Origin of the sequence: Solimonas sp. SE-A11, assembly GCF_030345715.1 — a bacterium.
Lineage (GTDB): Bacteria > Pseudomonadota > Gammaproteobacteria > Nevskiales > Nevskiaceae > Solimonas_A.
The window spans coordinates 167,804-179,383 of sequence record NZ_JAUASX010000010.1; the positions used below are offsets into that span (position 1 = coordinate 167,804).

Below are 11,580 nucleotides of genomic sequence, written 5' to 3' on the forward strand. Positions count from 1 at the left end.
GCGCTACTACTCCCGGTCATAGTCAGGAACGAGACGCGCCCGTTCCATCTCGGAATATTCGATATCGACGCGGCCCTGGTCGGTCTCGAGGGTCACGCTCTTGTCGCTCGCCGCGCGGATCCAGCCGATGAAGCGGCGACGCCCGCTCTTGGGCGCCAGCAACTGGATGCGGGCCTGTTCGTTCATGAAGCGTTCGAAGTGCGCCGGCTTGACCAGCGGCCGGTCCAGGCCTGGCGAAGAGACTTCCAGCGAGTACTGGGTGCTGATGGGGTCTTCGACATCGAGCTGGGCCGCCACTTCACGGCTGACCTTCTCGCAATCTTCCAGGCCGATGCCGTTGGCGCTGTCGATGAACAGCCGCAGCAGGGCGTTGTGGCTGTTCGGGCTGTACTCAAGCAGCACGAGCTCGTAACCCATCGATTCCACGACGGGTTCCAGCATCTGCACCAGTCTCTCGCGCAGCACGGTCATCTTTCGAAAAAAAGCCTCAGAAAATCTTCAGAAATGAAAATGGCCCACAAGGGGCCATGTCGGAGCCTACAAAATCTTAAATTGGTAGCGGGGGCAGGATTTGAACCTACGACCTTCGGGTTATGAGCCCGACGAGCTGCCAGACTGCTCCACCCCGCACCAGACAGACGACTATTGTAGAAGATTTGAGGCCACCACTACAAGGAAAAGTTTCCTACTTCCTTGAAGACACTGGTGAAACTCCAACCGCCCGAACGCGAGCAGTAGCGTCCGGGGCGGCGATTATAGACACAAGAATGCCGGGTTGCACTAAGTTTTTTCGCCGCCCGATTTCTGCCATGGCCCATCTATGGCCCATTGGTGGCCCATTCGTAGCCCACGCAGAGGTCCCGTCTATTTTTTTTGACCGTCGGGCTGTTCATCAACCCAGGTGAGTAGGCTGCCCGGCTGACACTGGAAGTACCTGCACAGGACATCCAGCGTGTCGGTTCCCGTTTTGTACCCGGGCACGTTCGCAATTCGCGACACCGTGGGGCGCGAGAGCCCAGTTTCGTCACTCACATCATTGAGCGTGATTTTTCGCCTTTCGCGGAAGGCTTTCTCATCCAGCATCTGCGCGAACAGGATCCGAATCATTGCATTGACCTATTTCTGTGATTCATATGAATCTTGTGATTGACTAAATGTAAACTGCGTGATACATATGCTTCACGATTCAAATGAATCATGGAGTTTACAAAGGAGCAATTAGATGAGTCAGACGTATCTTACGACGGAGGAACTAGCGGCGCGAATTAAGTATGACGTTCGGACCATTCGCGAACGTTTGAAGGATTCCGTTTTGCTGGAGGGAAAGCACTACGTCCGCCCCTTCGGCGGCCGAAAGATTTTGTACCTGTGGGAAACGATCGAGCAGGACATGCTTTGCGGCACCGCTGCGTCCATGGTGGCCATCCCGATGGCGAACGGTGCGGTTTGCCATGGCTAGTATTCGAAATTCTAAGGGCGGCCTGTTCTTCGACTTCCGCTACCAGGGCGTCCGCTGCCGCGAGTACACCAAGCTGGCGGACACCCCGGCCAACCGGAAGCTGATGCAGCGGGTGCTCGACAATATCGAAGCGGCGATCGCAACCGGCGCCTTCGACTATGCCCGGCAGTTTCCCGGCAGCACCCAGGCCGAGCGCTTTGTCGCCAAGGCCGCCCCGGCGACCATTCTGCCGGCTGCGGTGAAGTCCGAGACGCCCCTCTTCAAGGATTTCGTCCAGACCTGGACCACCGAGTTCAAGCCGTCCTGGCGCAAGTCGCACCTGGCCACGGTCGAGTCGACCGTGAACGGCCACCTGATCCCGAACTTCGGCGAGAAGCCGGTCGGCGAGATCACCAAGTCGGACATCCTGCAGTTCCGAGCGGTCCTGGCACAGGCAAAGGGCCGCAATGGCAATGCGACCCTCTCCCCCAAGACCCTCAACCGGGTCGTCCAGATCCTCGGCCAGATCCTGGCGGAGGCCGCGGAGCGGTTCGAGTTCGTTAACCCGGTCGACAAGATCAAGCGCCTCAAGCAGCCCAAGATCGACATCCATCCGTTCACGATGGACCAGGTCCGGCTGATCCTGGACACCGTGCGGACGGATTACCGCAACTACTTCACCGTTCGCTTCCTGACCGGTATGCGCACGGGAGAGATCCACGGCCTGAAGTGGAAGTACGTGGACTTTGAGCGGGGCCAGATCCTGGTGCGCGAAAACCTGGTCCGGGGCGAGCTCGAGTACACCAAGACCGACGGCTCGCAACGCGAGATCGAAATGAGCAAGCCGGTGCTCGAGGCACTGCGCGCCCAGCAGGCGATCACAGGGGACCAGGAGTTCGTCTTCTGCAACCGCGAGGGAGAGCCGCTGGACCTGGACAATGTGACCAACCGGGTCTGGTATCCCCTGCTCCGCCACCTGGGCCTGGAGAAGCGTCGGCCGTACCAGACCCGCCATACCTGCGCGACCTTGTGGCTGGCCGCCGGCGAGAACCCGGAGTGGGTCGCCCGGCAGTTGGGCCATGCCAACACGATGATGCTGTTCAAGACCTATTCCCGATTCGTCCCGAACCTGACGCGGCGCGATGGCTCAGCTTTCGATCGCCTGGTGAGCGGCGCCCTGCACCCGACTCCCGCGCCGGCCACGACCTAAGAGACGCTATTAATGAGTACTGCAGTGCCCCTTTTGAACTCCACTCAGCTGCTGGACCACCTAGGCCAGGTCGTGAAGATGCCGGCTTGGGTGGTTTCCCGCCGGGATAAGACCCTCTCGAGCGGCAAGCTGCAGATCCAGCTGATTCTCGGTGACGGGTACGACTCTGTAATTGGCTACGTGTGGCCCGAGCACCGTGATCACGTGGGGCCGATTACAACGGAGGCCCCTGCCCTGGTGACGGCCAAGGTGCGTGAGTTCGATCGGAGGCCGAACCTCGAGATTCGCCAGATCTGTCCGATTGATCCGTCCGAGATCGATTGTGCCGCCACCCTGCTGCCGAGCAGCGCCTGTCCGGCGGAAGCCCGGGACGGCCTTTCCATGCTGGTGGAACTGGAGCAGGCGCTGCCCGACCCGCTTTCGGGTTTCTTGAAGCGCGTGTTGCTGGACCCGGCGATCGGCCTGCCCTTGTTGCGTTGCCGCGCCAGCGTGAGCCACCACCACAGCTACGCCGGAGGCCTGCTCGCGCACTGCACGAGCCTGCTGGATATCGCGGGCGGGATCGCCGCCGCGGCATTGCCAGATGACCCCTTGGCGGCGCCCATGGCCCAGCTGGGCTACCTGCTCCACGACCTCGGCAAGCTGCGCTCGGTCGGCGAGGAGTGCCGGCCGGAGGATCCGTTCGTGCTGCGGCACGAGACGATGACGGTGGAGTTCCTGACCCCGCACCTCTACTGGCTGGAGCGGCAGGATCGCGAACTCGGACTGGGTCTGCGCTATGTCCTGCAGTACCTGGCGACTCCGCATGCGTCCCGCGGCATTGCGGAGTATCTGGTCGCCGAGATTGTGGTCTTCCTGGATCACTGCAGCGCCGCATCGAAGGAGCGCCGGGATTTGTCGTCGCTGTTGAGGCGCCGTCCGGTGTCATGGGGGCCGGCCAAGGTGGCCACCAAGTCGGTTGGTAGTAACGGAGGTAATGGTAATGGGTAATACGGTAATACCGGATCAGGACGCCTCGGCACTCTCCCTCGAGGAGCGGGTGCATGCCGCAGCCGACGTTCTCCGTCGCGACGGGCGGAAGGTCACGGCTGAATCGGTGCGTCAGGCGATCGGTGGCGGAAGCCTGAGGGATATCTGCCCCGCCCTACGCCGGTGGCGGGAGTTGACTGAATCGCCGAGCGAAGCGACGTCGAGTATTCCGCCGGAGGTTGCTCGGGCGTTCCGCGAGGTCGAAACCAAGGTTTGGTCGATGGCAGAAGCTCGGGTTGCCGAGCGTATCGCGATCACTGAAGCAGCCGGTGCCAGCAAAATCGCGATGGCGAACGTTGAGCGCGATGAGGCGCTGGAGGACAACGAGCGGTTGGAGCAGCGTTTGGCCTCAGCGGAGAAAATGCTGGTTGCCTCTAGGGAAGCGGAACGCCAGGCCGACTTGGCTCGCGCACGAGCGGAAGGTGAGCGCGGAGCGGCCTTGCAGCAGTTGGCATTGCTGACCGAGTTGCTGGCAGCGGAAAGGAACCGGTCTGCAGATGCTCAGCGCCACGCCGCGGAGTTACAGGGGCGGTTTGCAGCCATGGCCGAGGCGGTCGATGCGGTGAGGGCGGCGGCGCCGTGCGATCGATAGAAAGGCGTGAGGCTGTCGACTCAGCGCCGGCCGAGAGTTTCGTCAAAGAGCACGGCAGCCTTGATGTCCAGCGCAGTCGCCAGCCTTTCGACCATCTCGAGCGACGCCCATGCAACGCCGCGCTCCATTTGGCTGATGTAGCCCTGGTCAGTGCCGACCTTGGCGGCCAACTCCTCTTGGGTCAACGCCGCGCGCGTCCGCTCAAGCCGTAGGTTCCGACCGAAAAACTCTCGCAGTGACAGCGGTTTGCTCTCTGTAGACATAGGAAAAAGCATCTATGGCTTCAGGTAGCTGGTCTAACGGTTTCATTGCTTAAGAAATAACTATTGCTTAATATTTAGGAGAAAATAGATGAAGTGGAGGATTCACTTGAAGATCACCACGGGGATTCGTTCGGCAAGCCTGCTCGCCCTTGCGCTCATGGCTTCGGCATTCGCATCCGGTTGCGCCGTCATGGACGCCATCGAGGCCCAGAACGCCCAGCGGCGTCAGCAGAACATGGCCGGCTTCCCCGACCAGCTGCTGCTCTCGGCTTTCATCGCGCCGACGGGGAATGCCACCCCCGGCTATGTGTGCGACCCCTGCAGCTACTACTTCAAGAGCCCCGAGGATGCGTGGCACTTCCTGACCATCGACCGTAATGGGCCGCGCGTCCATGACACCCAGGCGCTATACGCCATGAATGCGGCTGCGCCGATCGAAAGGACCGACGTTGGCGTGGTGTACATCAACAACGCCCGCGCCCGCGGCAATACGGTCGCCGTCTACGGTGCGCCGGTGAACCAGAAGATCCTGGCACTCTCGGGTCCCCGGGCGCCGGGTCTGGATGGCGCCTGGTACGCCACGGACGCTTCCAGTTGCCTGGTTGAGATCGACCGGAACGGAGCGTTCGTCTCGATCCTGGGGGTGGGCTACCAGCTTAGCTACGGGGTCATTCGCACGAACGTGGAAACGTCCCGCGACGTGTTTACCCGTCAGCGCGTGTACCTGCTCCCCCAGGGCACCGCCCGTTTTGTCCAGGAACGCCTCGGCAGCGAGTTCCGCGAGAACTACCGCATCCGCTGACCTTCGGCCGTTCCCCATTCCTTATTTCTCCCCTCGCAGGAGAGTTGCGCCCGGAATTCGCCGGGTGATCTCGACCTGAGGGGTTTGGAGTCGCCGGCGCCGACCTCGGAGAGAGGTCGTGCAGCTGGCGGTACCGGGGCGGTCTCGATCTCGTCGCCTGCTGCGCGCCTCCCCAAGGGAGCCGCGCCGGCTGACAGGGCTCCTGCCGCCATCCAGCAACCATCTTGGAGGTGTTATGACCTTGAATTTTTCGATGTGCAGTAAGCTGTTCCGCAATGCCCTGGTCGCCATCCTGCTGCTGTCCGCGGCGGGCTGTGGCGGCGGAGGCTCCGATGATGCCCCTCCCCTGTCGTCCACGGTGGCGGATGCCGAAGCGGCCCGCCTGGCGACGCTGTACCGCTATACCCAGGGGCTGGGGTCGCTGATGCTGACCGGCCTCACTGAGGTGGACCTCGGGACGACCCGTGCCGGCACGCGCGCCTGCAGTTCTGGCGGCACCGTGACCTATACGGATACGACGCCCAATCCGGCTGGCGATCCGGAGGCGATGGTTACCTTCGACAGCTGCCGGGAGGCGATCGGCCTGATCCAGGGGACGATGCAGGTGAAGAACCTGCTGGTCCGCCTGAATCCGGATGGCTCGGGGACGTTCAATGTGATCTGGTCGGCGGACGTCGTCATCGACGGCTACTCGATGAGCTTCGAGAGTGCCTCGGGCACTGTCATCCGCTCGGCGACCGGGTCGGTGCAGATCGAGACCTTCGGCGGCAAGGACAATGCCCTGCGCATCAGCGCTCCGGATGGCCGCAGCGTGCAGTTCAGCGATGTGCGGATCGAACTGGCTCACAACCCGGCATCCGGCGCGGTCGACTTCGGCGGCACGGACGTGCAAATGCGGTCGCCGGCGACGGCGGACCTGAATGCCCTGCTGCGGACGGGCAATCTGTCGGCCCCTGCAGGCGTCAGTGCCTCCGGGGTGGTCAGCGTCGGGACTCCTCAGAGCGGCTCGCTGACCTACCGGCGCAGCTTCGATGAGACCGGTACAGACCTGATGGGGTCTGGCACGACCTCGGGCGGGCTGCTGAACCTGACGATCGACTCGCTGCCCGCGAAGTACCGCTTCCCGGGATCGGCGGGCCAACACGTCTGGAGCAGCATGCTGGCGAATCCGGACTTCTCGCTGCCGGACGCGGCGCCGTAACCGGCCGCCGGGCACCCGCGGGGAGATTCCGCGGATGCCCGGCACCATTAAAACCTGGGGGGATCTATGGAACTGCTACGTGGGCCTGCCGCACATGTTTCCGCAATGAACCGGGTCGCGAGTTCGGGATCGGGGCAATCCCTATCGGTGTCGACGACGTTCATCACGACCTTCTCGATCGGCGAGCGCCAGGTGCGCATCGTCGGCGATGACCCGCCGGTCGTGAACCCGGGTGACCAGATGGTGGTGACCGGGGAACTGGACCGATCCGGCGTCGTGGAGGCGATCTGCTACGTCAACGTCACCCGGGGTGCCGGGCACGCCCAGGAGGGGCCGCTGCTCTGGAAGACCGGCGGCTTCGTGGTCTTGGCCATAGGTGTCGTGGGAGTCGGGATCGCCCTCTTCTATCTGGGAGCTTGCCTGATGGTGGGCAAGCTGGCTTCCGACGATGCGCTGCTGATCGCGATGCTGGTGGCGTTTGGCCTGCCGTTTTACTTAGTGGGGCGCTGGATGATGCGGAAGGGACAGCGCATCGCGCGGGCCATCCGGATGATCCATGCGGCGTCGACCCGGCGAACCTGAACAGACGCGGTTACGGCTCCAGCCGCTGTGATGGCGCACAGGAACAACGAAGGGTCGAGCGCGAAAATGACGCGCCGCCAGAGGATCCGGGCCGCACGGGAGCAGGCCAGGGAGGTTTTCGGCACCGCTGAGGCCGCCAAGGTATGGCTGGAGAGCGAATGTCCGGCGCTCGGTTTTGTTCGCCCAATTGATCTACTACTCGACGATGAGGGGCTGAAGAGCGTGATCGCCATCCTCGTCAGGATCGAGCACGGCGTTTTTTCCTGACTGGGGCGTGTCGGGCCCTGCGGCGGGTCGGCACGACGATAAACCGATAAGTGATGCTTATCGCGCGTATGGAAGTAGTGCTTTTACATCTATCAGGACACAGGACTTGAACCGATATGTCGGCTTCGCGGGGGCAGCGCAACAAAGCAAAACCAGGAGATTTGCCAGTGATGGTCGGCGCCACGCTGGTCACTCCAGCCGAACTCAGCAACGCAGCCCGTAGCGCCGCCGACGAAATCCTCATCGCTGGTGAATCCGAGAACACCATCCGAAGCTATCGCAGCGCCATGCGGTACTGGTGCGCTTGGGGTGTGGCTCGCTACGGACAGCCCTTGCACCTGCCAGTGTCGACTTCAACGGTCGTCCAATTCATCGTGGATCACCTGGCCCGCGGCCCTATTGACCAACCGGTAAGCGAACTGCCGCCTGCCATCGATGCTCAACTGGTAAAGGGCGGATTTAAAGCGCACCTGGGCCCTCTAAAGATCAGCACGGTGATCCATCGACTGTCGGTTCTGTCAAAGCTGCATCAGATGCGACGGCAACCGAACCCCTGTGAAGATCCACAGGTTCGGCATCTGCTATCACGTGCCCGGCGCGCCGCTTCCAAGCGTGGGGAATTTGCCACGAAAAAGACGGCCGCTACCCGAGAGCCCCTCAAGGCCATGCTGACCACCTGCGATGAATCCCTTGAGGGCCTCCGGGACCGGGCTCTGTTGCTTTTCGCTTGGTCCAGCGGCGGTCGTCGGCGCTCAGAGGTGTCTGCAGCCACCTTGGAACACTTGTCCAAATCTGACGGCGAGAATTACTCGTATAAGTTACATCGCTCCAAGACCAACCAAGATGGAACCAGCACCGTCCATCCCGACAAGCCGATCCGCGGCCAAGCTGCCGAAGCTCTCAAGGCCTGGCTCAATGCCTCCGCCATAACCGATGGACCGATCTTCCGGCGACTCTGGAAATCCCGCGTTGGCCCTCCCCTCGCCCCGGGCGCTGTAGCCTCCATCGTACGCAAACGCGCGATGCTGGCAGGCCTAAACGGCGATTGGGCAGGGCATAGTCTGAGGTCTGGGTTCATTTCCGAAGCCGGCCGTCGCAACATCCCTATTGGTGATGTGATGGCGATGACCGAGCATCGCAGGGTCGAAACAGTCCTAGGTTACTATCGCGTCGGCGAGTTGGCCCGGAGCCCAATTGGCAACCTCCTCGACGACTAACCTTTCCCTTACCCCAAGATTGCGATCACACGGAAAATTTGTGACGAAAACTGGATTCAATCGGCATTAGCAATCGTCGGTTTAGACTTCTTTGGCTTCCCTGGCTTTGCGGCTCTAGCAGGCACCAGGGAGATTAGCTTTGGTGCAACGCCTACGGCCTTGAGCAGTGCCTCCAATGATGGCTACCGGAAGTGTGGCACGGCGATCGCCAGAAGTTTTTCAGCGCGTGTCGCGCCGACATACAGCTTTCGAGCGTCCTCTCCTCGTTCAGGGCACTCCCCGTCGAGCAATGCATGAGAATGTCCCGCAGCCCTGAACATTGATGACAAGGCACACCGCCGGATACTCACGGCCCTTCACTGCGTGAATACTGGATGCAATGCTGCCGAAGCAGGCACCTCTGCCGAGGATTTTCGATAGCGCCCGGACTTTGCGAAGAATCTTCCCGATGGTTTGCGTCGAATGGGCGCAGACTTGTTGAGCTTGCCGGTTACCTTCAATTCCTCGCCGCTTAGCGCATTGGACAAAGAAGATCCGGAGATCTGAATATCCGTGAGGCGGATAGGCATATGCCCCGCCACTCGCTGCGTTCGGTTTGCCCTGCCCCGCCTTGGTTTCTTCTTGTTGCTCATAGGGCGAAGATTGAGATTCTCTACTTCACGCCCTTGAACTGCCAATCGCGGGCTTCGATCAGCGCGGCAACATCGCCGTCATCGTTCCAGACCGGCACCTTCAACTGCCAGTAGAACGCATGCGTGGTCGATCCCAACGTGTTCTTGAATACACGATTGGTGCCCGTACCGGTGTACAACAGAACGAAGTCACCCTTCTTTACAAGGTGGTCGGGGAACCAATAAAGGTGACGGAGCTTGCTGGAGACTTTCCCCCCACTGGAATACGTCGTGTCGGCCAGCAGGTAGGCGCCAATATCGCAATCTTCCTCGACCTTCAGGCTGACGAGCTCCTCGCCCGCCTTGCCGCGATTGCGGATGTTAACGATCTGAACTTTCCGAGCCGTTTTGATGGTCATTCGATTGCTCCGCTAATGCTTCCAATAAACTAGATTCCCAAATCTGGAATTGAAGTCACCACAACCCCTTGAATCGAGAAGTCGTGGGTGAGGATGATTGGCTTGTGCTTCTTGTTGGAACTGCGCGGCATCAGCACTATCGCGTCGGCCGTTCTCCGGAACTCCTTGATAGTGGCCTCGTCATCCACGAGGGCCACTACCTTCTCTCCCTCGTCGGCAGTATGTTGCTGCCGAACCAACACCAAATGGCCATCGTCAATCCCTGCCTCATTCATTGAGTCACCTTCCGCACGAAGTAGAAAGTAACGATGTGGAGGTCGCGCCAAACGCACCGAAACCGCGACCATCGCCTCGATGTTCTCGGCGGCGAGAATCGGTAAGCCACAGGATACGGTGCCGACCAGAGGCACCTGCACCGTCAATGCCATCTCCCGAGCTTCCGTTGGCATCCGCACAACCTGAAGAGCACGATCTGCGGCGCGCCGCCGCACGAAGCCAGCAGCAATTAATCGGTCGATCACCTGCGCGGCGGAACGGGGTGACTGATAGCCCAGTTCGTTCTGCACGTCCCGAACAGACGGAGGGGAACCTCCGTGAGCAATCCGGTTGCGGATGAATTTTAGAGCCTTGCGCTCGATCGGCTTGAGCAGTTCGTCTTGCATCACGCGTATGGTCTTTTGCATTCATACTGTATTCTTTTGTATACTACCCGTCAAGCTCGCCATGACGACGAGCCCCATCGCTGAAAGGAGGTATCTCGTGGCAACGAAATCGAATGGCCCGAAAACGTCCCCGCGCGGGCGCAACGCCGGGAGTGGCCGATTTACGACCGTGAAGAAGGCGCGCGAAAACCCCAAATCGCACGTGGTCGAGCGTGTCCCCAAACCGGGGTACGGCGACACCAAGTAATCGCGCAGGTCGGGAGGCATGAGGCGGCTCGAGCGCGGCGAACACAGGCTTAGCGCTCGAAGTCTCCAAAGGCCCTTTCGATTAGTACAGCCTGCCGGGCCTGCGCTTTCCTATGGTTCTCTACCCGATCGCTAAGCGCTCGGTGACGCTGTCCGCCGAAACTCCCCAGGTGCCCTAATCCACTGATAATCGGCAAAGTGAGCCCGGGTCTAGTCGATCGACCCAAGGCTCGCACGCCTTCCGACAAATGACTTTCGGTCGATTAGTCACTAGCATTGTGAACGAACATTCCTCTGGTCGCGGACTTTTCGATTTCTCGGCTAAAAGCCAAATTTACGGGGCGACGATGAAAACTCCACTTCTGCTTCAGGGCGCGATTCCTCGCACCGGCGACCCGGTGATTCCGGGTGGGTATTCTGTTGATAGCGACACCTGGGAAGTTGATGGACAGCCTCTTGTCGCGTCTGCTTCCCAGCTCTCGAGCCTTCTCACGAAAACAGACGCCCCGACGGAATCCGATGACCATCGAACACCTGCACTCCTCGAGATGCTGACGAAAACAAAGGTCGAGTTGGAAGGCGACGATGATCGATTTAGCCTTAGCGGTCTCGAACTGATGACCAAGACGATGGCTAAAACGGAACGTGATGATTAGGCATGTTCCTGATCGTCACCAACAAAAGAGACATCACCAGCGACTTCATTGTCCTAGAGTTGCAGAAGCGCTCTCTCCCCTTTTTCCGGTTGAACACCGAGGACATCTCGCGCGGCAGCTTGAGGTGTCGGCCTGCTGAAGGGCATTGGTCCTATACCCTGGATGGAAAGGGGTTCGATCTCTCAGCAGTCCGCGCAGGATACTTTCGACGGCCCGGTATGCCAGAGCCGTTGGCAGGGTTTGATGAGGATGATCAGGCTTACTGTGTTGGCGCGCAGCGAAAGTTGACCCAGGGTGCGCAGCGAAAAGTGACCCACCTGTAAGGGTTGAGAGTCTAGTTCAAATCTGTGGGTAAGTTGGTCTTTCGTGCTTTGGATCTGTTCTC

Annotated in this window: 17 protein-coding genes and 1 tRNA gene; 11 read left to right on the forward strand and 7 right to left on the reverse strand. The window is 60.5% G+C overall.

Annotation, left to right across the window (positions count from 1 at the left end; translation table 11 throughout):
• Positions 1–6: 6 nt before the first annotated feature.
• The 3 genes from rimP to QT386_RS13210 form a co-directional block, all read right to left on the reverse strand.
• Positions 7–465: a ribosome maturation factor RimP gene (gene rimP, locus QT386_RS13200; RefSeq protein ID WP_289274240.1), complete on the reverse strand. Its 459-nt coding sequence runs from the start codon at positions 463–465 to the stop codon at positions 7–9.
• An 88-nt stretch (positions 466–553) separates the two neighbouring features.
• Positions 554–630: transfer RNA gene (locus QT386_RS13205), tRNA-Met, on the reverse strand.
• Positions 631–864: 234 nt separating this feature from the next.
• Positions 865–1,107: a helix-turn-helix transcriptional regulator gene (locus tag QT386_RS13210; RefSeq protein ID WP_289274241.1), complete on the reverse strand. Its 243-nt coding sequence runs from the start codon at positions 1,105–1,107 to the stop codon at positions 865–867.
• A gap of 115 nt (positions 1,108–1,222) precedes the next feature.
• Here QT386_RS13210 and QT386_RS13215 point away from each other — a divergent pair, with 115 nt between their 5' ends.
• From QT386_RS13215 to QT386_RS13230, 4 genes are read left to right on the forward strand one after another with little or no spacing between them, the layout of a single operon-like run.
• Positions 1,223–1,459 (forward strand): hypothetical protein, encoded by a 237-nt coding sequence (locus QT386_RS13215; RefSeq protein ID WP_289274242.1) that lies wholly within the window; start codon positions 1,223–1,225, stop codon positions 1,457–1,459.
• Positions 1,452–2,648, forward strand: a complete 1,197-nt coding sequence (locus QT386_RS13220) for a site-specific integrase (protein ID WP_289274243.1) — start codon at positions 1,452–1,454, stop codon at positions 2,646–2,648. The genes QT386_RS13215 and QT386_RS13220 overlap by 8 nt, the downstream gene beginning before the upstream one ends.
• A 12-nt stretch (positions 2,649–2,660) precedes the next feature.
• Positions 2,661–3,638, forward strand: coding sequence for a hypothetical protein (locus QT386_RS13225; RefSeq protein ID WP_289274244.1), 978 nt, complete (start codon positions 2,661–2,663; stop codon positions 3,636–3,638).
• Positions 3,631–4,269, forward strand: coding sequence for a DNA-binding protein (locus tag QT386_RS13230; RefSeq protein ID WP_289274245.1), 639 nt, complete (start codon positions 3,631–3,633; stop codon positions 4,267–4,269). Before QT386_RS13225 ends, QT386_RS13230 begins: the two co-directional genes overlap by 8 nt.
• Positions 4,270–4,289: 20 nt before the next feature.
• Here the strand turns inward: QT386_RS13230 and QT386_RS13235 are convergent, their stop codons facing one another.
• A complete protein-coding gene (locus tag QT386_RS13235) occupies positions 4,290–4,544 on the reverse strand; it encodes a helix-turn-helix domain-containing protein (protein ID WP_367401438.1) in 255 nt (84 codons plus the stop codon).
• A gap of 94 nt (positions 4,545–4,638) precedes the next feature.
• Between QT386_RS13235 and QT386_RS13240 the strand changes: the two genes are divergently transcribed.
• The 5 genes from QT386_RS13240 to QT386_RS13260 all read left to right on the forward strand — a co-directional run bounded on the left by QT386_RS13240 (position 4,639) and on the right by QT386_RS13260 (position 8,601).
• Positions 4,639–5,334 (forward strand): hypothetical protein, encoded by a 696-nt coding sequence (locus tag QT386_RS13240; protein ID WP_289274246.1) that lies wholly within the window; start codon positions 4,639–4,641, stop codon positions 5,332–5,334.
• A 253-nt stretch (positions 5,335–5,587) separates the two neighbouring features.
• The gene (locus QT386_RS13245) at positions 5,588–6,535 is read left to right on the forward strand and encodes a hypothetical protein (RefSeq protein WP_289274247.1); all 948 of its coding nucleotides are present in this window, start codon (positions 5,588–5,590) and stop codon (positions 6,533–6,535) included.
• A 147-nt stretch (positions 6,536–6,682) separates the two neighbouring features.
• A complete protein-coding gene (locus QT386_RS13250) occupies positions 6,683–7,117 on the forward strand; it encodes a hypothetical protein (RefSeq protein ID WP_289274248.1) in 435 nt (144 codons plus the stop codon).
• 66 nt (positions 7,118–7,183) lie between these two features.
• Positions 7,184–7,384: an MbcA/ParS/Xre antitoxin family protein gene (locus QT386_RS13255; protein WP_289274249.1), complete on the forward strand. Its 201-nt coding sequence runs from the start codon at positions 7,184–7,186 to the stop codon at positions 7,382–7,384.
• Between the two features lie 170 nt (positions 7,385–7,554).
• A complete protein-coding gene (locus QT386_RS13260) occupies positions 7,555–8,601 on the forward strand; it encodes a site-specific integrase (protein WP_289274258.1) in 1,047 nt (348 codons plus the stop codon).
• A gap of 356 nt (positions 8,602–8,957) precedes the next feature.
• On the opposite strand, the gene QT386_RS13265 is transcribed toward QT386_RS13260, so the two are convergent.
• The 3 genes from QT386_RS13265 to lexA are packed head-to-tail and all read right to left on the reverse strand — an operon-like array spanning position 8,958 to position 10,314.
• Positions 8,958–9,233 carry a hypothetical protein gene (locus QT386_RS13265; RefSeq protein WP_289274250.1) on the reverse strand — a complete coding sequence of 92 codons (276 nt, stop codon included), beginning with the start codon at positions 9,231–9,233 and terminating at the stop codon, positions 8,958–8,960.
• A 20-nt stretch (positions 9,234–9,253) separates the two neighbouring features.
• Positions 9,254–9,631, reverse strand: a complete 378-nt coding sequence (locus QT386_RS13270; protein WP_289274251.1) for a hypothetical protein — start codon at positions 9,629–9,631, stop codon at positions 9,254–9,256.
• A 29-nt stretch (positions 9,632–9,660) separates the two neighbouring features.
• Entirely contained in the window at positions 9,661–10,314 is a 654-nt protein-coding gene (gene lexA, locus QT386_RS13275; RefSeq protein ID WP_289274252.1) for a transcriptional repressor LexA, read from the reverse strand.
• Between the two features lie 503 nt (positions 10,315–10,817).
• On the opposite strand from lexA, the gene QT386_RS13280 reads away from it, so the two are divergent.
• Together QT386_RS13280 and QT386_RS13285 are read left to right on the forward strand one after the other, a co-directional pair.
• Entirely contained in the window at positions 10,818–11,195 is a 378-nt protein-coding gene (locus tag QT386_RS13280; RefSeq protein ID WP_289274253.1) for a hypothetical protein, read from the forward strand.
• A 2-nt stretch (positions 11,196–11,197) separates the two neighbouring features.
• A complete protein-coding gene (locus tag QT386_RS13285; protein ID WP_289274254.1) occupies positions 11,198–11,518 on the forward strand; it encodes a hypothetical protein in 321 nt (106 codons plus the stop codon).
• Positions 11,519–11,580 lie beyond the last annotated feature (62 nt).